The organism is Caballeronia sp. INDeC2, from assembly GCF_023631325.1.
In the GTDB taxonomy this organism is placed as follows: domain Bacteria; phylum Pseudomonadota; class Gammaproteobacteria; order Burkholderiales; family Burkholderiaceae; genus Caballeronia.
Map to the genome: position 1 here is coordinate 101,693 of NZ_JALQDG010000041.1, position 20,443 is coordinate 122,135.

The 20,443-nt window shown below is 63.2% G+C and carries 17 protein-coding genes and 2 pseudogenes; 13 read left to right on the forward strand and 6 right to left on the reverse strand.

Translation table 11 applies throughout. The features are described from left to right. The first annotated feature begins 29 nt into the window (after window positions 1-29). From NCS28_RS33560 to NCS28_RS26220, 5 genes are all read left to right on the forward strand, one after another. A complete protein-coding gene (locus tag NCS28_RS33560) occupies window positions 30-3,068 on the forward strand; it encodes an FAD-binding and (Fe-S)-binding domain-containing protein (RefSeq protein ID WP_250516692.1) in 3,039 nt (1,012 codons plus the stop codon). A 253-nt stretch (window positions 3,069-3,321) separates the two neighbouring features. Beyond that, window positions 3,322-4,611, forward strand: coding sequence for an MFS transporter (locus NCS28_RS26205; RefSeq protein ID WP_250516693.1), 1,290 nt, complete (start codon window positions 3,322-3,324; stop codon window positions 4,609-4,611). 92 nt (window positions 4,612-4,703) lie between these two features. Next, window positions 4,704-5,063 (forward strand): hypothetical protein, encoded by a 360-nt coding sequence (locus tag NCS28_RS26210; protein ID WP_350029823.1) that lies wholly within the window; start codon window positions 4,704-4,706, stop codon window positions 5,061-5,063. Then, entirely contained in the window at window positions 5,060-6,298 is a 1,239-nt protein-coding gene (locus NCS28_RS26215; RefSeq protein ID WP_250516694.1) for a CaiB/BaiF CoA transferase family protein, read from the forward strand. The genes NCS28_RS26210 and NCS28_RS26215 overlap by 4 nt, the downstream gene beginning before the upstream one ends. 93 nt (window positions 6,299-6,391) lie before the next feature. Next, complete coding sequence (locus NCS28_RS26220) at window positions 6,392-7,540, forward strand: DSD1 family PLP-dependent enzyme (protein ID WP_250516695.1); 1,149 nt, start codon at window positions 6,392-6,394, stop codon at window positions 7,538-7,540. Here the strand turns inward: NCS28_RS26220 and NCS28_RS26225 are convergent. The 3 genes and pseudogenes from NCS28_RS26225 to NCS28_RS26235 all read right to left on the reverse strand — a co-directional run. Further along, the gene (locus NCS28_RS26225; RefSeq protein ID WP_250516696.1) at window positions 7,537-8,586 is read right to left on the reverse strand and encodes an FUSC family protein; all 1,050 of its coding nucleotides are present in this window, start codon (window positions 8,584-8,586) and stop codon (window positions 7,537-7,539) included. The genes NCS28_RS26220 and NCS28_RS26225 overlap by 4 nt on opposite strands. Before the next feature lie 213 nt (window positions 8,587-8,799). Further along, window positions 8,800-8,985 (reverse strand): hypothetical protein, encoded by a 186-nt coding sequence (locus NCS28_RS26230; protein ID WP_250516697.1) that lies wholly within the window; start codon window positions 8,983-8,985, stop codon window positions 8,800-8,802. 144 nt (window positions 8,986-9,129) lie between these two features. After that, window positions 9,130-9,360 (reverse strand): annotated as a pseudogene (locus NCS28_RS26235) (cytochrome C); the annotation flags it as partial. A 434-nt stretch (window positions 9,361-9,794) separates the two neighbouring features. On the opposite strand from NCS28_RS26235, the gene NCS28_RS26240 reads away from it, so the two are divergent. Then, window positions 9,795-9,989: a hypothetical protein gene (locus NCS28_RS26240; RefSeq protein ID WP_250516698.1), complete on the forward strand. Its 195-nt coding sequence runs from the start codon at window positions 9,795-9,797 to the stop codon at window positions 9,987-9,989. Window positions 9,990-10,110: 121 nt separating this feature from the next. Here NCS28_RS26240 and NCS28_RS26245 read toward each other — a convergent pair whose 3' ends face one another. The 3 genes and pseudogenes from NCS28_RS26245 to NCS28_RS26260 form a co-directional block, all read right to left on the reverse strand. Then, complete coding sequence (locus NCS28_RS26245) at window positions 10,111-10,755, reverse strand: LysE family translocator (RefSeq protein ID WP_250516699.1); 645 nt, start codon at window positions 10,753-10,755, stop codon at window positions 10,111-10,113. Between the two features lie 112 nt (window positions 10,756-10,867). Further along, a pseudogene (locus NCS28_RS26255) lies at window positions 10,868-12,447 on the reverse strand (GGDEF domain-containing protein). 196 nt (window positions 12,448-12,643) lie between these two features. Then, window positions 12,644-13,483 (reverse strand): hypothetical protein, encoded by an 840-nt coding sequence (locus tag NCS28_RS26260; RefSeq protein WP_250516702.1) that lies wholly within the window; start codon window positions 13,481-13,483, stop codon window positions 12,644-12,646. A gap of 228 nt (window positions 13,484-13,711) precedes the next feature. Between NCS28_RS26260 and NCS28_RS26265 the strand changes: the two genes are divergently transcribed. The 7 genes from NCS28_RS26265 to NCS28_RS26295 all read left to right on the forward strand — a co-directional run bounded on the left by NCS28_RS26265 (window position 13,712) and on the right by NCS28_RS26295 (window position 20,441). Beyond that, entirely contained in the window at window positions 13,712-14,920 is a 1,209-nt protein-coding gene (locus NCS28_RS26265) for an efflux RND transporter periplasmic adaptor subunit (RefSeq protein ID WP_250516703.1), read from the forward strand. A gap of 1 nt (window position 14,921) precedes the next feature. Beyond that, on the forward strand, window positions 14,922-15,614 hold the full coding sequence (locus NCS28_RS26270) for an ABC transporter ATP-binding protein (RefSeq protein ID WP_250516704.1): 693 nt from the start codon (window positions 14,922-14,924) through the stop codon (window positions 15,612-15,614). Window positions 15,615-15,620: 6 nt separating this feature from the next. Then, window positions 15,621-16,775 (forward strand): ABC transporter permease, encoded by a 1,155-nt coding sequence (locus tag NCS28_RS26275; protein ID WP_250516705.1) that lies wholly within the window; start codon window positions 15,621-15,623, stop codon window positions 16,773-16,775. 9 nt (window positions 16,776-16,784) lie between these two features. Continuing rightward, window positions 16,785-17,951 carry an ABC transporter permease gene (locus NCS28_RS26280; RefSeq protein ID WP_250516706.1) on the forward strand — a complete coding sequence of 389 codons (1,167 nt, stop codon included), beginning with the start codon at window positions 16,785-16,787 and terminating at the stop codon, window positions 17,949-17,951. 106 nt (window positions 17,952-18,057) lie between these two features. Beyond that, a complete protein-coding gene (locus NCS28_RS26285) occupies window positions 18,058-18,450 on the forward strand; it encodes a tautomerase family protein (RefSeq protein ID WP_250516707.1) in 393 nt (130 codons plus the stop codon). 28 nt (window positions 18,451-18,478) lie between these two features. Beyond that, window positions 18,479-18,850 carry a GFA family protein gene (locus tag NCS28_RS26290; protein WP_250516708.1) on the forward strand — a complete coding sequence of 124 codons (372 nt, stop codon included), beginning with the start codon at window positions 18,479-18,481 and terminating at the stop codon, window positions 18,848-18,850. Window positions 18,851-18,971: 121 nt separating this feature from the next. After that, a complete protein-coding gene (locus NCS28_RS26295) occupies window positions 18,972-20,441 on the forward strand; it encodes an alkaline phosphatase family protein (protein ID WP_250516709.1) in 1,470 nt (489 codons plus the stop codon). Window positions 20,442-20,443: the final 2 nt, after the last annotated feature.

The following is a 20,443-nucleotide window of genomic DNA, read 5'->3' on the forward strand; positions in this document are numbered from 1 at the left end:
CAGCGCTCTGGCATTCACCGATAGCGACGATGCTCAATTCCCCCACAGACCGTCTCGTCAAGCCGATCCATCTGATGCCCGCTTCCGCGCGTGCGCGACTGGCATCAGCGCCCACGCCATTGCAGGCACGACTGCAACGCGAACTGAAAGGCGATGTGCTGTTCGATCGCGCATCGCGCGGGCGCTACGCCACCGACGCGTCGATCTATCAGATCATGCCGCTCGGCGTCGTCGTGCCGAAGGATCAGGACGACCTGCGCCTCGCATTGCAGATCGCGCGCGACAGTCACGCGAGCGTCCTTGCGCGCGGCGCGGGCACGAGCCAGTGCGGGCAGACGGTCGGCGAGGCGCTCGTCATCGACACGACGAAGTGGCTCAACAACATCATTCATTTCGACAAGGACGCGTGCACGGTCACGGTCGAGCCGGGCGTCGTGCTCGATCATCTGAATGCGTGGCTCAAGCCGCACGGCCTGTGGTTTCCGGTGGATGTATCGACGAGCGCGCAATGCACGATCGGCGGCATGGCGGGCAACAACTCGTGCGGCTCGCGCTCGATGGAATACGGGATCATGGTGCATAACGTCGATGCGATCGACGCGATCCTCGCCGATGGTCACGAAGCGCGTTTCGGCAAGCTCTCGACCATGACGAACGATGCACGTACGCGCGATCTCGTCGATGGCGTGCGCGGCATCGCGATGCGCGAGCAGCAGGAAATGCGCGAGCACATTCCCAAGGTGCTGCGGCGCGTGGCGGGCTACAACCTCGATCTCTTCGATTGTCAAAGCCCACTCGCTTTCAGCGACGACGGCGAGCCGAATCTCGCGAACCTGCTGGTCGGTTCGGAAGGCACGCTCGCGTTCAGCCGTCAACTGACGTTGAAGCTCGCGCCGCTGCCCGCCCACAAGACGCTCGGCGTGGTGAACTTCCCGAGCTTCTACGATGCGATGGACATGACGCAGCACATCGTCAAGCTCGGACCGGTTGCGGTCGAGCTCGTCGATCGCACGATGATCGATCTCGCGATGTCGAATCCCGCGTTTCGCCCGGTCATCGAAAAGGCTTTGGTCGGCCAGCCGCAGGCAGTGCTGCTCGTCGAGTTCGCGGGCGCGGATCACGATGCGCAAGTCGCGAAGCTCGCGCAACTCGTCGAGCTGATGGGTGATCTTGGCTTGCGCGGCTCGGTCGTGCAGATGCCCGATGCCGGTCCGCAAAAGGCGCTGTGGGAAGTGCGCAAGGCGGGCCTCAACATCATGATGAGCATGAAGGGCGATGGAAAACCGGTGTCCTTCATCGAGGATTGCGCGGTGCCGCTCGAGCATCTCGCCGAGTACACGAGCCGGCTGACCGAAGTCTTCAGGCAGCATGGAACCGAAGGCACATGGTATGCGCATGCGAGCGTCGGCACGCTGCATGTGCGGCCGATTCTCGACATGCGTCGCGACGGCGCCATCAAGATGCGCGCAATCGCGGAAGAGGCCGCGGCGATGGTGCGCGAATACAAGGGCGCATTCTCGGGCGAACACGGCGACGGTTTGTGCCGCGGCGAATGGGTCGCATGGCAATACGGTCCGCGTATCAACGAGGCCTTTCGCGATATCAAGCAGCTCTTCGATCCGGAGAACCGGCTGAGCCCGGATCGCATCGTCGCTCCGCCGAAGATGGACGATGCGCGCAACTTCCGCTTTCCGCCTTCATATCGCGAGCGCGCGTTGACGCCGCGGCTCGACTGGTCCGCATGGAACGTGACGCGCGATCTTTCGACGGGCGAAGAGGGCGCGGCGGGATCGGGCGGCGACTTGTCGGGCGGGCTCGCGAAAGCGGTCGAGATGTGCAACAACAACGGCCATTGCCGCAAGTTCGATGCGGGCACGATGTGCCCGAGCTATCGCATCACAAAGGACGAGCAGCATCTCACGCGCGGCCGTGCGAATACGTTGCGGCTCGCGTTGTCGGGACAGTTGGGCGATGAGGGCCTGGCGAGCCAGGATGTGAAGGACGTGCTCGAACTCTGCGTGTCATGCAAGGGCTGCAAGCGCGATTGCCCGACAGGTGTCGACATGGCGCGCATCAAGATCGAGGCGCGTGCAGCATGGACGGAGCGTCATGGCATGCGCCTGCGCGAGCGGCTGATTGCATTCCTGCCGCGTTACGCGCCATACGCGAGCCGCATGCCCGCGCTGTCGAGCGCATTCGAAGCGAATATGCCGGGCGTTGCGCGCTGGTTGAAGTCGAAGCTCGGCCTCGCGCCGCAGCGAGCGTTCCCGCGCTTCGCAAAGCCCTTTCTCGCCGATGCGGCCAGCAAACCGGCAGCATCGGCGACTAATGAAGTCCTGCTCTTCGTCGATACCTTCAACAACTACATGGAGCCCGATAACGCGCGCGCTGCCAAGCGTGTGCTCGAAGCGGCGGGCTACACGGTTCATCTGAACGTCAAGGCCGGCGAGCGGCCGCTGTGTTGCGGGCGCACGTTCCTCTCGGCCGGGCTCGTCGATGAAGCGAAGGCCGAAGCGCGCCGCGCGCTCGATGCGCTCATGCCTTATGTCGAGCGCGATGTGGCGATCGTCGGCCTGGAACCATCATGCCTGCTCTCGTTGCGCGACGAGTTTCTCGGATATGGCTATGGCGATGCCGCTCGCAAGCTTGCACAAGCGTCGTTTCTATTCGAGGAGTTTCTCGTGCGCGAAGACGCAGCAGGGCGCTTGCGATTGAAGCTGAAAGCGTTGGATCGACCGAGCGCTTTGTTGCATGGCCATTGCCATCAAAAGGCATTCGATGCCGTGCGTCCCATCGAGAAAGTTCTCGGCTGGATTCCGGGGCTCGATGTGAAGACGATTGAATCGTCATGTTGCGGCATGGCGGGCTGCTTCGGTTATGAAGCGGAGCATTACGCGGCATCGCAGGCGATGGCTGAGATGTCGCTGCTGCCGGCGGTGCGTGCGGCCCGTGATGCGCTGATCGTGGCAGACGGTACGAGTTGCCGTCATCAGATAGCGGATGGCGCGCAACGGGAAGCGCTGCACGTTGCACGCGTGCTCGCTATGGCGCTCGATGCAAGGGATTGAAAACGGCTGGACGAAGGTTTCTTTCACGCAAACAAAAACAGCGGACACACACGAACCGCGACCAGGAGACGAGCAATGACATCACCGCGCAAACCACGCATTCGTAAGCTGCGCAGACGAACGCAATAAGCAAGCTCGTATCGAGCTGCAATCCCCATCCGACGTACCCACGCGAAGTTCCGCATGCTGTGACATCGGACGCCTCTCGAGAACGAAAGGCGTCGCGCTCACGCACGCGGCCAACAAGGAGACGATGATGTTCCGTCGAGCCACGACGCGCGTTCTGCTGCTGCTATGCGCGATGTATTTCATCACCTATATCGACCGGGTCAATGTCAGTACGGCGGCGGTCCAGTTCGGCGCCGAGCTTGGCCTGTCGCACACGCAGGTCGGCTTCGTGTTTTCCGCCTTCGCGTATCCGTATCTCGTGTTCCAGATCATCGGCGGATGGGTCGGCGACCGCTTTGGGCCGCGCCGCACGCTCACTCTGTGCGCGATGATCTGGGCGGGAGCCACGGTGCTTACCGGTCTTTCGGGCGGCTTCGTGTCGCTGATCGTGGCGCGCGTGCTGCTCGGCCTCGGCGAAGGCGCGACCTTCCCGACCGCGACGCGCGCGATGTCGAACTGGATGCCAGCCGACCAGCGCGGTTTTGCACAAGGTATTACGCATGCAGCATCACGCATCGGTAATGCGGTGGCGCCGCCGCTCATCGTCTGGCTGATGGTGGCGACGAGCTGGCGCGGCGCGTTCATCATCACCGGGATCATCAGTTTCCTGTGGGCGCTGGTGTGGGTCTTCTACTTCCGCGATAACCCGCGCGATCATCCACGCATCACGGAATCGGAATGTGCGACGCTCGCGAATTACTCGGGCGTGAAGCAACGCACGCCTGTGCCATGGCGCGCGCTGCTCGGCCGCATGGCGCCCGTCACCGCGGTGTATTTCTGCTATGGCTGGGTGCTGTGGCTCTTCCTCGGCTGGATTCCGCAGTACTTCCTGCATAGCTATCACATGCAGCTCGGCAAGTCGGCGCTGTTCGCGTCGGGCGTGTTCTTCGCAGGCGTGCTCGGCGACTGGCTCGGCGGTTCTCTCACCGACCGCATCCTGAGAAAGAGCGGCAACGTGCGCCTCGCGCGCAACGTGTTGGTCGGCGTGTGCATGCTGCTGACGCTGCTGTCGCTCGCGCCGATCATGCTGGTTTCCAACATTTCGATTACGCTCGCGGCGGTGTGTCTCTCGGCCGGCTTCTTCTTCAACGAAATGACGATCGGTCCGATGTGGTCCGTGCCGATGGACATCGCGCCGAAGCACTCGGGCACCGCGTCCGGCATCATGAATTCCGGTTCCGCGCTGGCGGCCATCATCAGCCCGGTGGTGGGCGGCTGGCTGATCGACCGCACGGGCAACTGGAACCTGCCGTTCACGGTGTCGATGATCCTGATGGCCGTCGGCATCATCCTCTCGTTCACGATGCGCCCGGACCGCGCGCTCGAAGTCGACGAGGAAAAGAAAGACGCGGCGGACGCGCGCAAGTTCGTCTGATCGAACGGACGCGGCGGTTCGATGCATTTTGCATGCATTGAACCGCTTCGGATAAAGCATTCGGCATGCAGCATTCAATTCAAAGAGGCGATGTGACGGAGCCATCCTTCCTGGCCGAGGGCGATGGCGACATCTCGACGGTCGTGATCGACCGGCCCGAGAAGACGGATCTTCGATGCGAGGGAAGAGCGCTCGCGAAAGGGCTCGTCACGCGCGTCGTCGCGGATGGGGAGGTCGCCGCGCACGCCTATGAAACCGCCCGGCGCATCGCGGACGGCGCGCTGCTCGTTGCGCGCTGGCGCAAGCAGTTCGTGCGTCGCGTGATGGACGCCGCGCCGCTCACCGAGGAAGCGCGACGAAGGCTTCGCATGCTTTGGCACGGAGGATTTTCGCATCGGCTATCAGGCCTTCCTCGACAAGATCAAACCGCAATTCAAAGGACGTTGACATGACAGACACAAAACCGGCGGCCGCGCCCGCCGCGGGGCCGCTCGCAGGCATGCGCGTGATCGAGCTTGCACACATCATGTCGGGGCCGATCTGCGGGATGATGCTCGCGGACATGGGCGCCGATGTCATCAAGGTCGAAAAAATACCAAACGGCGATGATTGCCGGCGTTTCGCGCCGATCCTCCCGAGCGGCGAGTCCGCGTCGTTCCTCATCGTGAACCGGAACAAGCGCGGCATCGCCCTCGATCTGAAGACGGATGGCGGAAAGGAAGTGCTCAGGAAGATGCTCGCGAGCGCGGATGTGGTGACCGAGAACTATCGTCGCGGCACGATGGAAAAGCTGGGCGTGGGCTACGAAACGCTCAGGGCGATGAACCCGGGTCTCATCTATTGTGCGATTTCGGGTTACGGCCGCAGCGGACCGATGGCCGACAAGGGCGGCTTCGATCTCATCGCGCAGGGTTTGAGCGGCCTCATGAGCATGACCGGCGAGCCGGGCCAGGCGCCGATCAAGGCGGGCTCGCCCGTTACCGATATCAACGCGGGCATTCTGGCGGCGCTCGGCATCAGCGCGGCCTATGCCAGAAAGCAGACGACGGGCCTCGGCCAGATGGTCGATACGTCGCTCTTCGAAGCCGGCCTGCAACAGATGTACTGGGCCTTCGCCAACTATTTCGCGGACGGCACGGTGCTGCCGAAAGCGGGCTCCGCCAATCCGACGAGCGCGCCCTATCAGGCGTTTCGCACGCGCGACGGCTGGGTCAATATCGGCGCGGCGAATCAGAGCAACTACGAGCGGCTCGTCGGCGTGCTGAACATTCCCGGCCTCGCCGATGACGAGCGTTTTCAGACCAACGCGGGCCGCCTGACGCATCGCGAGGCGCTCGTCGAGATCCTTACTGCGCGCCTCGTCGAGCGGACCACCGACGAGTGGCTCGTCGCTTTCGACGAGATCGGCCTGCCGAGCGGCGCGGTGCTCGGTGTGCCGGAAGCGTCGTCGCACGAGCAGGCGATCGCGCGCGGAATGATCGTCGAGACGAAGCATCCGCTCGCGGGCCCGATGCGCGGTATCGGTTTGCCGATCCATTTCTCCGAGGGATCGACGAAGGCTTCGCGTCCCGCGCCGCTTCTCGGACAGCACACCGCCGAAGTGCTCAACGAATACGGTTTCGACGATGCGCGCATTCAGGCGCTCAAGGATGAAGGCGCGATCCTGGAAACGGAAGTTCCGGCATGACCTCGCTTATGGGTCCGCTGGTTCTATGCATTCAACATGCAAGATTCGGCGTTATGATCGATGCCTGATCTGACTTCATCCACACGACCCGCCATGACGCTCGTACCTCCGCCCGCCGCTCGCGTGGGCGACCAGCTCGCATCCGTCGCCACGCCTTCCCTGACGATCGATCTCGATGCCTTCGACGCCAATCTCGCGGCGATGTCGGCGTTCGCGGCGCGCCATGACGTCGTGTTGCGTCCGCATGCGAAGGCGCACAAGTCGAGCGAAATCGCCAGGCGTCAGGTCGAAGCGGGCGCGGTCGGCGTGTGCTGTCAGAAGCTGTCGGAGGCCTATCCGTTCGCGGCGGCGGGGATCGAAAGTATTCATGTGAGCAACGAGTTCGTCGGCGCGGACAAGCTGGCAATGGCCACCGAGCTGGCATCGCATGTGCGCCTTTCGGTTTGCGTGGATGCATTGCCGCAAGTGCGGGCGCTCGGCGATGCGGCGGCGCGTGCGGGCGTCACGATCGACGTGCTGCCTGAAGTCGATGCCGGGCAACATCGCTGCGGCGTGACGAGCGAGGACGCGCTGCTCGCGCTCGTCGACGGCATCGCGTCGCAGAGCGCGTTGCGCTTCGCGGGCATTCAGGCGTATCACGGCGGCATACAACACCTCGCCGATTGGACCGCGCGCAAGGACGAAGCCGACCGTGCCGCCGACGTTGCCGCACGCTACGTGCGCGCGCTCGATGCGCGCGGCGTGCGTTGCGGCATCGTGACGGGCGGCGGCACCGGCACCGTCGAGTTCGATGCCGCGAGCGGCGTCTTCACCGAGTTGCAGCCCGGTTCGTATCTCTTCATGGACGGCGATTACGGCGGCATCGGCTGGGGCGGCGAATTGCGCTGGCGTCATAGCTTTTTCGTGTTGTCGACGATCATGAGCGCGACGCGGCCCGGCATGGCCGTATGCGATGTCGGCCTGAAAGGGCTGGCGGTGGATTCAGGTTTGCCGCGTAGCGTGCATTGGCTCGATGCGAACGATGGTCCCGCGCTCAGCTATGTGGCGGCGAACGACGAGCACGGCATGTTGCATGCAAAACACGAGTCTCAAGGCGACTTCGCGGGGCTCGTCGGCAAGCGCCTTCTATTGCCGCCAGGGCATTGCGATCCGACAGTGAATCTCTACGACGAATACGTGTGCCATCGAAACGGCCAGGTGACGGACATATGGCCAATCGATGCGCGCGGTCTCTCACGCTAAACCGATGGCTCCTTGGGCGGATAGACCGTAGCGATCAGCGCATCCAGATCCGCGACGATCAGTCCGACGACGAACTGCGCCACTTCTTGCGCGCCATGCGTCGCTTCCTGCATCGCAAGCATGCTCTTGAGTTCGTTCACGGCATCGCGTGCGTGCGCGAGTCGCGCATCGTCCTGACGATTCGATGCAAGCACGTTCGCGAGCGTCTCGAATAATGACTGCAATTCGCGGCCCGTTGCGCCGAGGCGCGCCGCGCAGGTATCGCGATCGAGGCGCGATACGGCCTTCGCGAGAAAGAGCGCATCGCTATGCAGACGGCGCAAGAAAGGCGCGGCCTTGTCGATGGCATCCGAGCGATGATTCTGCACGAGCACGATGACGTGCTCGCGCTCGGCTTCCTTCAACGCATCGTCGAACGCTTTCTGCGCGTCGGTGCTTTGCGTTTCGAGGCGCGTCGCGCGCGCTTCGTCCTGCTCGCCCGACAGATACAGCGCGATCAACTGACCGAGGCTCTTCAAGGTATCGGCGACGCTGCCATGTGCGGAGGTGAGCGCGCGATTCGGCCAGAGCGCCGAGACGACGAACGACGATGCCGCGCCGATCAAGATCTCCAGCACGCGATGCATGGGCCGTTCGAAAGGCGATCCCGGTCCCCCCGGAATCAGTACGACGATCACGAGCGTCACGCACGCAAGCCTGAACGCGGGACGTTTGGCGCTCAACGCGGCGAGCGGCACGAGTGCGACGGAGAACACCGCGAGCGGCGGTGCGCCGTGTTCCATCGCGACGATACCGAGCACGCCCGTCACCGCACCGATGAACGCGCCGATGATCTGATCGCGAGCGATATCGACGGCTTGCGTGAGGCTAGGCTGCGTCACGATGACGAGTGTCGTGATGAGCGCCCAGTAACCTTCAGGCAATGCGGCGAGTCGCGCCGCGGCGTAGCTGATCGCGCAACTCATCAGCGTACGAAGAAGGCGTCTTGCTTCCGGTGCGCCGAAGAAGGCGCGCACGCGACGTCGCGTGCGGGTAATCGCTGTCATGCGGTCTCTATCGTTGATGATGCGGAATGGTCGCGAAGACGCGACGCATGCGCGCGCCCGCTGCTGCATTATGCCAATGCGCAGGGGACGATATGAAAGAGGATGTCAGGGACGAAAACAATCAGGGCGGCACGCATGCTCTGTGTCAGCGAGCATGCTGCCGCCCTTGCGCCGCGACGAGCCGAAGTCTCGACGAAGCGTCAGGGTGTGTCGTCAGGTAAGCATGGGCACCGCTTCGATCAGCGCAAGCCCGAGCAGCGCCCCGATGGCCGCGCCGATGAGCTTCGGATGCCAGCGATCCAGATGCAGCGCCGTGAGCAGCGCGCCGATCAGGATGACGCCGAGCAAAGCGAAAACGACGACAAGATAGCCGATTTCGAATTCGTTATTGATAAGCACGACGCTGGCCTCCCGCCGTTTTGCACCGGCTGAGTTGCGCATTAGGCCGCATTGCGGCCGATGTCGGTCCGCCCGCGCGACAATTTAATTATATGTCACATTGTGACGTATTCAAGCCACGCGCCCGGCGTCGGCATGGCGAACTTATCGAGCGGGCCCGGCGTTGAGCGGCGGCAGCTTCGATGCACGCGCGTTGTCCGCGGTCAGCTTCGCTTCGCCTGGCTTGTAGCCGTTCGACATCAACAGGAAGGCCATGATGTAGGCATAGTGCTGGCCTTTCATCTTGCTGGAACGATCCTCGGGCATGTCGGTTGCCATGTAGGTGAAGATGCCGCCGACAGTAAGATGCGAATTCGATGGCGACGCGAATGAAGGTGTGCCTTGGGGATCGACGGGATCAGCGCGCCGCTCTCTCAGTGATCGTGGGTCGCCGCAATCTCGCAGATGTCGCCTTGCATCGTCCCTTCGTGCGCAAGTTCCGGTGGTATCGCCGGATGGTTGAGCGCGGCTAGAAGCAAGTCCTGCGCCAGTCAGCGCGACCGAGCTTCGTGTTGGCGAATCGAAAGGGTAAGAGATGTCGTTGCGAAGCCGACAGTGCCGCGCACCATGTGTCGGCCCGCGTCTGACTGGCCGCGCTGATCGATGAAGCGTGTCTCCCTGCCGCAATCCCGCGCCATAAGGCGCAGCGGACTTCGAAGCCTCCTGTGCCGACAGTTGGCATACCCAATGCAAAAGACAGGGCGAGCGCCCACATACGCTCGATTTCGATTCCAACGAACGCCCGCTTACGCACCGCAAGGAGAAACCTCATGGCAAACCTGAAGCTCGACGATCTGCAACATGCCCAGCAACTGTCTTCGTCCGAGATGTCCCGGATCGTCGGAGGCGACAAGAAGGAGCCGGCCGGCAAGCCGATTCATATCGACGCTCAAAGCGGCGTGCTGACGTTCAAGGACGGCTCACAATGGACGATGGACCTCAACGGCAAGCTGCATCCGCTGTGATGCGGGCGCTTGAAGTCTGCTTGTGAAAAAAGGCCGGACGTACCTCGTGGCACGCCCGGCCTCCGGTCCTTTGCATTCAAAATGTCTGATATCCGTTGCGTTATGTCTTTTGCATGCGAAATTACAGCCCGGTTTTGCTCGCTGTGAGTACGAGCCGAAGCCCGAGCATCGCGATCACGCTCGCGGCAATGCGGTCGATCCATTTCCGCGCACGCAGATACATCTCGCGTGGGCGCTTGCTGGAGAAACCTAGCGCGACGACGGTGTACCAGCCCGTCTCGATCGCGAAGACCATCGGCGGCAATACGAAGTAGCACCACAGCGGAGGATGTTGCGGCAAGAGCGCCGCGAAGATGCTGCCGTACCAGATGGCGGTCTTCGGATTGCTCAGCTGCGTCGTGAGGCCGAGCCAGAACGATTTGCGCGCCCTTCTCGTGAGGGCCGGCGCTTCGGCTTGCGTGGGCATATGCATCGGCTGCGCAGCGCCGCGCCAGATCTTCGACGCGATGTAGATCAGATACAGGCCGCCCGCGATCTTCAGCCCGACGTAGAGCCACTCGACAGCGACGAGCAGGGTATAAAGCCCCGCGAGTGCGATGCCGCCGAAGAAGATGCCGCCGACACCCATGCCGAGCGCGGTCGCGAGACCATCGGCCCGCGAAATGCCGATCGCATTGCGGGCGACGATCACGAAACTCGGGCCGGGAATCATCGCGCCCAGCAGCAGCGAGAACAGAATCGCGAATACGGCGGTGGATGGGGTCATCGGATTGTCTCCTTCTATTGACTACGCTCGAATGCGTTTTGAATGCGGCATGTAGAACGCACGATTGCATTCACGATGCATGATACGCGCGACCTCCCGCGTGCGGCTCGCTCTACGCGCCGCCGCCCGCGACGCTGTCCTCATGGATCGCACGATTGCGTCCGGTGCGCTTGGCAAGATAGAGCGCGGCGTCGGCGCTGTTGAGCAGTTTGAGCGCGTCGTCGATCTGACGCGGCGAGGCGGTCGCTATGCCGATGCTGATCGTCAGCACGCCGCTGGGCGCAGCGCTGTTGGCGATGGCGAGTTCTTCCACTTTCTCGCGCAGGCGCTCGGCGAACGTGAGCGCGCCGCTCGCTTCGGCGCCCGCAGCACGACCACGAATTCCTCGCCGCCATAGCGCGCGACGATATCGCCGGGACGCTTCGCTGAATTCTGCATGCAATCGGCCACTGCGACGAGCGCATCGTCGCCCATCGCGTGACCGTAGGTGTCGTTGTAGAGCTTGAAGTAGTCGACATCGACGAACAACGCGGATAACGGTTGATCGGCGCGACGGGCGCGCCGCCATTCGTCGTCGAGCCGGCGGTCCAGCGCGCGGCGGTTGCAAAGGCCGGTGAGCGAATCGGTGCCCGCGAGCCGTTGCAACTTCACCTGCGCGATCGCCCGCGATCGTAGAGACATCGCGAGCAGCCAGGAGATGACGACAAAGCCGCCGCCGAACATCGTCGTCAGTCCGCCGATGACGATGCTGCGTTGGCGCCAGCCAGCGAGCACGTCATCCTCCGCGGGCGCGACCGCCGCGATCAGCCGCGTGCCCGGTACGTGCTGGAAGGTATAAAGCCGCCGCACGCCGTCGAGCGGCGATCTCGAGATGTACGAGCCGGACGGCGTGTCCCGCATCGCCGTGAAGCTCGGCGACCTGGCGACGTATCCGGCGTCGTCCGAGGGCAACGCGGGCTTGCGCGCGATCATCACGCCGTCCTGCTGCACGATGAACACCGAACCCGACCGGCCGATGTCCACGCGCGAAAGCAGGTTCTTGAAATAGACGACGTTCAACGCGATCACCGCGACACCCGCGAACGAACCATCCGGTGCATCGATGCGCCGGCTCAACGCGAGCGAAGCCGTGCCTTTGCGCAGCCGCGACACGTAAGGCCCTGAAATGAAGAGTCCGGCGTCGGGATGTTCGGCATGAGCCTTGAAGTAATCGCGATCGCTGAACAGCAGGTCGGCATGCTCCGAAGGATCGCGTTCGACGACGATACGTCCTTCGCGATTCATTACGAACGCACCGCCGACATAGTCCATGCCGGTGGCGCCGTCGAAGAGAACGAGCTTGCGCAGATCGGGTGGAAGCGCCATCACCGCGGGATTTTGTATGCCGCTCACGATGGTGCGCAGCGACAGGTCGCTCGATTCGACACTGCGCGCGATATCGGCGCTCATGGTGGCGACGAGGTTGGCCGCTGCCTGATGCGCGTTCTGCAGCGCCTGCGCGCGCCCCTGCCATAGCGCGGCAAACGACAGCACGGCCATTGAAACGGCGATGGCGGTGCCGATGAGTCCGGCGAGCGCCGGAAACCGCGAGAACGCATCGGCGAAACGCATCGCGGCGGTGCTGTTGCGTCGCATCAGCCGGCGACTGACCATGCGTCCGGTCTTGCGAACCGCATTCAATCTGACGCGCATTCAGGTTCTCCGCGCGACGCCTTTTCCGCACGACCCGGCACGACATGATGTGCGGCACGATCACCCTTTGCGTCGAAAAAACTCCGTGTTTCAGGGGGTAGTTGCATACGAAGCGCGTCTGATGAATAAGGTTGCGCGCATTCGCACACCGATTGTAGTCGCTCGAAGCTCAGCGCATGACGGTAGACGAAGTCGTCTACTTCACCAGATGCAGCCGCTTCGTGACGATCGTGCCTTCTTTGCGGTCGACGAGCCACGCCGCGTCGACTCGTCCATTCAATGTCGATGTCCTGCGCGTGATGTCCGTGGGTTCTTCGTCGGTGGGCGCGCTGTGCTCGACGTCATCGGTCAGATAGGGCGGCGCGAGGGAGCAGATGAGCACGATCGCGAAGTCGCCGCTGCCACGCTCGTGATCGAAACTCGGGAGCACGATCCGGCCGCTGACGGCCGTCTTGATGCCGCTTTGCGGCTTCAACTGGATGATATCGAAGGTTTGAACGAATCCCTTCTCCTTGGCCTCGGGCGCAACGACGAGCTTGCGGCCGCTTTGTCCCTTTACCGTCTGCTTGAGCAGAATGGCGTCGGGATTTTCAGGCGCCGCCAGCGAGACGTTCACCGAAAGCACCTTCTTCTTCGACAGATAGCGCACGCCATATGAAACCGGAATGACAAACGTGAAAGTGCGATCGGTCTGCTCGCGCGTCTGACTCGCGCTCACAGCCGCGGACGCGCCTTGCTGCGATTTGCGGAACGGACGCGAGAGAAATGCCCGTACGCGGTTCGTGATCGACGCCGGTTGTCCCGGCGCGGGATGACCCGCGAGCGCGTCGCGGACGTGCTCGGGATCGTCGCCGGTGAAGTTCGGACCAAGCGCATCGGCCCACACGATGCCATGCGCCGACGCGCCGCTCGCGGCCTTGACAGCACTCGCCGCATGGCCGCCGTGCGGCGCGGCGGCGAAAGCGCACATCCATCCGCACGACAACGCGCAGGTCATGCATAGCGCCGCGCCACGTCCACGTTTCAATAGAAGCACCTGCCACTCCTGGCGCATCGGGCCGGTAACGATGAAGTGGCTATCTTAAAACGAAGCGCGCGGATCGGCATCTTGCATGCGTCATATTGAATTCGATCCATTGCGAGTGTCGTTTGAGTGCCGATAGACAAGTAAAGCCTTCGTAAGCGCAGCAAGTGTCGGCGCTATACTGACCATCCCTTCACGCATCCCGATTCGCGGGGCCATCCCGCGGCGCAAGTCAATAAATTGGCTGAACACGACCTAGAAAGACTCAAAATCGACCGGGGACCGTCCGCCGCGATGCCGCGACGCCGGCGCAACTGGCTTCGCTACGCGATCATCCTCGCGATTCTGCTTGCGCTCGTCGCGGTGGCGTTTCGTCTCGCGGGCCCGCAGGCCGTGGAGACCGCCACCGTCACGTCGGTGTACCCGTCGCAGAGCTATACGCTTCTGAACGCCACCGGCTATGTCGTGCCGCAGCGCAAGGCGGCGGTGGCGTCGAAGGGGCAAGGGCGCGTCGAATGGCTCGGCGTTCTGGAAGGCACGCCGGTGAAGGAAGGCCAGATCATCGCGCGGCTCGAGAGCGATGACGTGGCCGCGTCGCTCGCGCAGGCGCAGGCGCAGGTCAAAGTCGCGCGGGCCAATCTGGAACTCCAGCGCGCCGAGCTGAAGAACGCGGAAGTCGACCTCGCCCGCTACAAGATCCTCGCCCCGCAAGGCGCGATTCCGGCGACGCAGTTCGACGCCGCGCTTGCCCGTTACGACAAGGCAAAGGCGTCCATCAACAGCGACGAAGCCGCGATCGTTTCGGCCCAGGCCAACGCGCAGGCCGCGCAAGTGGCCGTCGATCAGACGGTGATCCGCGCGCCCTTCGACGGCGTCGTGCTGGAGAAGCACGCCAACGTCGGCGACAACATCACGCCGTTCTCGTCGGCGTCGGATAGCAAGGGCGCGGTCGTCACCATCGCCGACATGAAAACGCTCGAAGTCGAAGCCGATGTCGCCGAGTCGAACATCTCGCGCATCGCCGTCGATCAACCGTGCGAGATTCAACTCGACGCGCTGCCCGACGTGCGCTTCGCGGGCCGCGTGTCGCGCATCGTGCCGACGGTCGATCGCTCCAAAGCCACCGTGCTCGTGAAAGTGCGCTTCGTCGAGCGCGACGCGCGCGTGCTGCCCGACATGTCGGCGAAGGTCGCGTTCCTGTCGAAGCCCGTGCCGCCCGAGGAGAAGAAGGCGGTCATCGCGGTGCAGCCGAGCGCCGTCGTCACGCGCGACGGCAAGAAGGTGGTCTACGTCGTCGAGCACGACACCGCGCGCGAAGTGCCCGTGACGACGGGCGAGCGCATCGGCGATCTGCTCGCCGTGCAGGGCGTGAAGCCCGGCGACGTGCTCGTCCTCGCGCCCGGCGACAAGATCAAGGACGGCGCGAAAGTCACCGTGGCGAAAAAATAGCGTGAGCACGACGCCTCTCGTTCAGATCAGCCACGTCGTGAAGTCCTATCGGCGCGGCGTGCAGACGGTGCCGGTGCTGACCGACATCACGCTATCCATCGCGGAAGGGAATTTCGTCGCGCTGATGGGGCCATCGGGTTCGGGCAAGAGCACCTTGCTCAATCTGATCGCGGGCATCGACCGGCCCGATAGCGGCGAGTTGCTCGTCGGCGGACTCGATATCACGCGCCTGCCCGAAGCCGCGCTCGCGGACTGGCGCGCGGCGAACGTCGGCTTCATCTTCCAGTTCTATAACCTGATGCCGGTGTTGTCCGCATTCGAGAACGTCGAATTGCCGTTGATGCTGACGCGCCTCTCGCGTCACGAACGGCGCGAGCGCGTCGCGATGGTGCTCGACATGGTCAACATGGCGGACCGCATGAGCCACTATCCGTCGGAGCTGTCGGGCGGACAGCAGCAGCGCGTCGCGATCGCGCGGGCGCTTATCACGGACCCGAAGCTGATCGTCGCCGACGAACCGACCGGTGATCTCGACCGCAACTCCGCCGCGGACGTCCTCACGATGCTGCAACGCCTGAACGACAAGCTCGGCAAGACCATCATCATGGTGACCCACGATGCCCACGCGGCGGGCGCGGCGAAGGCGCTCGTGCATCTGGAGAAGGGCGAGCTGATCGATGGAACCACGCGCTAAGCCATCATGTTCGTCCTCAAGCTGATTCTGCGCAACGCGATGCGGCACAAGCTGCGCACCACGCTCACGGTGCGTGGCCTCACGATCGCCGTGCTCGCTTACGGCCTGCTGCATACGGTCGTGGATGCGTGGTATGCGGGCGCGGCGGCGGCGTCGAACGCGCGGCTCGTCACGCGCAATGCGATCTCGCTCGTGTTTCCCTTGCCGCTCGCGTACGAGAACCGCATACGCGGCGTCGATGGCGTGACGCTCGTCGCGCGTTCGAACTGGTTCGGCGGCGTCTATCGCGATCCGAAGAATTTCTTCGCGCAGTTCGCCGTGTCGGATAATTATCTCGATCTCTATCCCGAGTTCATCGTCCCGGATCAGCAACGCGCCGATTATCGGCGCGATCGCAAGGGCGCGCTCATCGGCCGGCAGCTCGCGGATCAATACGGCTTCAAGGTCGGCGACGTCATTCCGTTGAAGGGCACGATCTATCCCGGCACGTGGGACTTCGTCGTGCGGGGCATCATGGAAGGGCGCGATGAGTCGACCATCACGCGGCAACTCGTCTTTCACTACGACTATCTGAACGAGACGATCCGCAAGACGACCAAGCGCAACGTCGATCAGGTCGGCGTGTATGTGGTCGGCATCAAGGACCCGGACGAAGCCGCTGCCGTCTCGCGCAATATCGACAACGTCTTCAGGAACTCGCTCGCCGAAACGCTTACCGAGACGGAGCAGGCGTTTCAGCTCGGCTTCGTCGCGATGTCCAATCAGATCATCGCGGCGATACGCGTCGTGTCATACGTAGTCATCCTTATCATCATGGCCGTGATGGCGAACGCGATGGCAATGAGCGCGCGCGAGCGCACCACCGAATACGCGACGCTGAAGGCGCTGGGCTTCGGCCCGGGCTTTCTGTCGATGCTCGTGTTCGGCGAGTCGATGGCGATCTGCGCGATCGGCGGCGGCATCGGCATTCTGGCTACGCCGCCGATGGCCGAAGTCTTCAAGCACGCGACAGGCGGCGTGTTCCCGGTCTTCATGGTGTCCCGCGAGACCATGCTCTTGCAGGCCGCGTGCGCGTTCGTGGTGGCGATGGCGGCGGCGATCGTGCCGGCGGTGCAGGCGAGCCGCGTGCGCATCGTCGAAGGCCTGCGGGCGATCGGCTGAGGACGCGCGATGGCCATTCCCGTTTCCTACGTTGCACGCAATCTCTGGGCGCGCCGTCTCACGACGATGCTGACCGCAGGCGGTCTCGCGCTCGTCGTGTTCGTCTTCGCGACCGTGCTGATGCTCGACGCGGGGCTCAAGAAGACGCTCGTCTCGACCGGCGAAGCGGACAACGTCGTCGTGATCCGCAAGGGCGCGGAAACGGAGATCCAGAGCGCGATCGACCGCAATCAGGCTAACGTGATGGAGATGCATCCCTCGGTCGCGATGAACGGCGACGGCGCGCCGCTCGCATCGAAGGAAACCGTGGTGCTGATCTCGCTCACCAAGCTCGGCACGAACACGCCCGCGAACGTGGTGATTCGCGGCGTCTCGCCGATGGGCGTGCAACTGCGTCCACAAGTGAAGCTCACGGCAGGGCGCATGTTCCGGCGCGGATCGTCGGAGATCATCGTCGGGAGCAGCATCGCGAAGGGATTCGGCGCTACGCGCATCGGCGATCACCTGCGTTTCGCGCAACGCGACTGGACGGTCGTCGGTCATTTCGATGCGGGCGGCAGCGGCTTCGATTCGGAAATCTGGGGCGACGTCGATCAGTTGATGCAATCGTTCCGGCGCACGAGCTTTTCGTCGATGGTCGTGCGACTCGCGCGCAGCGACGCGTTCGAGCGCTTCAAAGCCGATATCGACGTGGACCCGCGTCTCGCCGATGAAGCGAAGCGCGAACAGGTCTTCTACGGCGATCAGTCGAAGGCGCTGTCGACGTTCATCAATATCCTCGGCTTCACGTTGTCGATCATCTTTTCGATCGCCGCGATGATCGGCGCGATGATCACGATGTACGCGTCCGTGGCCAATCGCGTCGCGGAGATCGGCACACTGCGCGCGCTCGGCTTCAAGCGTTTCGACGTGCTCGGGGCGTTCCTGCTCGAAGCGTTGTTGCTCGGATTGGTCGGCGGAGTCGCAGGGCTTTGTTGCGCCGCGCTCATGCAGTTCGCTTCGTTCTCGACCACCAATTTCCAGACCTTCGCGGACCTGTCGTTTCGATTCATTCTGACGCCTTCGGTCATTGCGAGGACGCTCGGATTCTCGCTCGTGATGGGACTGGTCGGCGGCTTTCTGCCGGCGTTGCGCGCGTCGAGGATGAACATCGTCGATGCATTGCGGGCGCGATGATTCGGTTTCCCCGAACGATCGATGCAGAACTATTGAATTTTCAGCATCGATAGCGCGGCGTAGAGTGGCAAGCATTCATCGCTTTCGATCCAGAAGGAGAACGCTCATGCCGCTCGTCAGAATCTCACTCGTGAAAGGCAAGCCGCGAGATCATATCCGCGCGATCTCGAACGGCGTTCACGAAGCGCTCGTCGAAGCGTTCAAGGTGCCCGCCGACGACCGCTTCCAGTTGATTCAGGAACACGACCGCGACGACTTCATCTACGATCGCGGATATCTCGGCGTCGAACGTAGCGATGACCTCGTGTTCATTCACATCACCGCGAGCGACTGGCGCGACACGGCGACCAAGAAGGCGTTCTATAAGACGCTGGCCGCGAAGCTCGCGAGATCGCCCGGCTTGCGTCCCGAGGACGTGTTAATCGTGCTCGCGCCGAATCGCCGCGAGGACTGGTCGTTCGGACGCGGACTCGCACAGTACGTGGAGGACGCGCCCTAACAAAAACCGCCAAGGAGACAGAGCCACGATGAACCCGACGATCCTGAAAGGCGCGTGCCATTGCGGCGCGGTGACCTTCGAAGTCGAAACGCCGCCCGAGCCGGCCGCACGCTGCAATTGCAGCTTTTGCCGGCGTCGCGGCGCGGTGATGTCGCCGCCGTTCCTCAAGGACAAACTGCGCGTCCTTTCAGGCGAAAGCGAACTCGCGCAGTACCGGTTCAACTCGCAAGTCGCGAAACATTTCTTTTGCAAGCACTGTGGAATTTACACGTTCCATCAGACGCGCTCGAATCCCGACAACTGGTGCGTGAACCTTGGCTGCATCGATGGCGTCGATGCCTATTCCATCGATGCGCCCGTTGCGGACGGTGCGAGTCACTCCGTCGTTGCAAAAACATAGCGGCGGTGGGAACGCCGCGTGCTACATCGCGGCACCCACAAGCCGTTCGCGTTCGATGCCCCGATGCGCCAGCGTTTGCAGACGAACGGCCTCCAATAACGACACTCACATGGTGCGCCGCATGGCTCAGAAGCCCTCGAACGAACCCGACGCGGTACGCCGCCGCCTGCTTGCCGCGCTCGCCAGCACGGCCATGCTGTCCGCGTGCGGCGGCAGTGGCAGCGACGATAACTCCGGCACCGTGACGCCGACGAGTCCCATCGGCAACATTCCGCCCGATCGCGCGAACCTGCCGCGGCCCGCGTTGCCCGCGCCGGCGACATCGGGCATCGATCACATCGTGCTCGTCACGATGGAGAACCGCTCCTTCGATCACATGCTCGGCTGGGTGCCGGGCGTCGAAGGCGTGCAGGCGGGCAGGCAATTCACCGATGCGTTCGGCGAGACGCATCCGACGTTTTCACTATCGGCCAACGCGGCCTTTGGTTTTCAGAGCTGCCAGTTCGCGGACCCGGATCACGAATACGACGCGGGCCGCACGCATCTCGCGAACGGCGCGATGAACGGCTTCCTGCTCACGCCCGATACGAACAAGACGCGCGGCGATCTGCTGCCGATCGGTTACTTCACGGGCAGCGATCTCGACTTCTATCGCCAGGCGGTGACGCAGTACACCGTCTGCGATTACTACATGAGCGGCATTCTCTCCGATACGTTTCCGAACCGCGTCTATCTGCACAGCGGAGAAACCGACCGTGTGAGCGATACGCTCGACACGTCTTCGCTATCGACGATATGGGATCGTCTCGACGCGAAGAACGTATCGTCGAAATACTACTTCCACGACGTGCCGTTCACGGCGCTCTATGGCACGCGCTATGTCGGCCGCTCGAAGCTCTTCTCCGACTTCCTGTCGGATGCGGCCGGGGGTAATCTGCCCTCGTTCTGCATGGTCGATCCGAGCTTCGGCGGCGAGGCGAACGGCACGTCCAACGACGATCATCCGCATGCCGACGTGCGCAATGGCCAGGCGCTGCTTGCACAAATCTACGAAGCGCTGCGCACGAGCCCGAACTGGAGCACGACGCTCATGATCGTCGTCTATGACGAGTGGGGCGGCTTCTTCGAACATGTCGCGCCGCCGGTCAGATCGCTGTCGTCGGCGGAACAGAAACTCGGCAACGATGGCCGCCTCGGCTTTCGCGTGCCCTGCATGCTGCTCGGACCACGCGTGCGCGCCAACAACGTGGCGCGTTATCCGTTCGATCCGAGCTCGATTCATCAACTGCTCGCATGGCGCTTCGGGCTCGATCCGCTGGGCGTGCGGGGAAGCGATCCGACGACGTTCAACATGGCCTATGCGCTCGATCTGAGCGACGCGCCGCGCACCGACGCGCCCGCGCTCACGGTGGCGCAAGGGCCGTTCGGCCTCGCATGTTCGAACACGCCGTCGACCGGATCGGGTTTGGGCACCGTCGATAAATCGCAGACCGCGAAAGCAGCGGAGGGCGCATCGCAGACGCCGACGCCGGGCGGCCGCTTCGCCGACTTGCGCGCCAAGGCGACGGCGCTGGGCTTTCCTTCCCGGTGAAG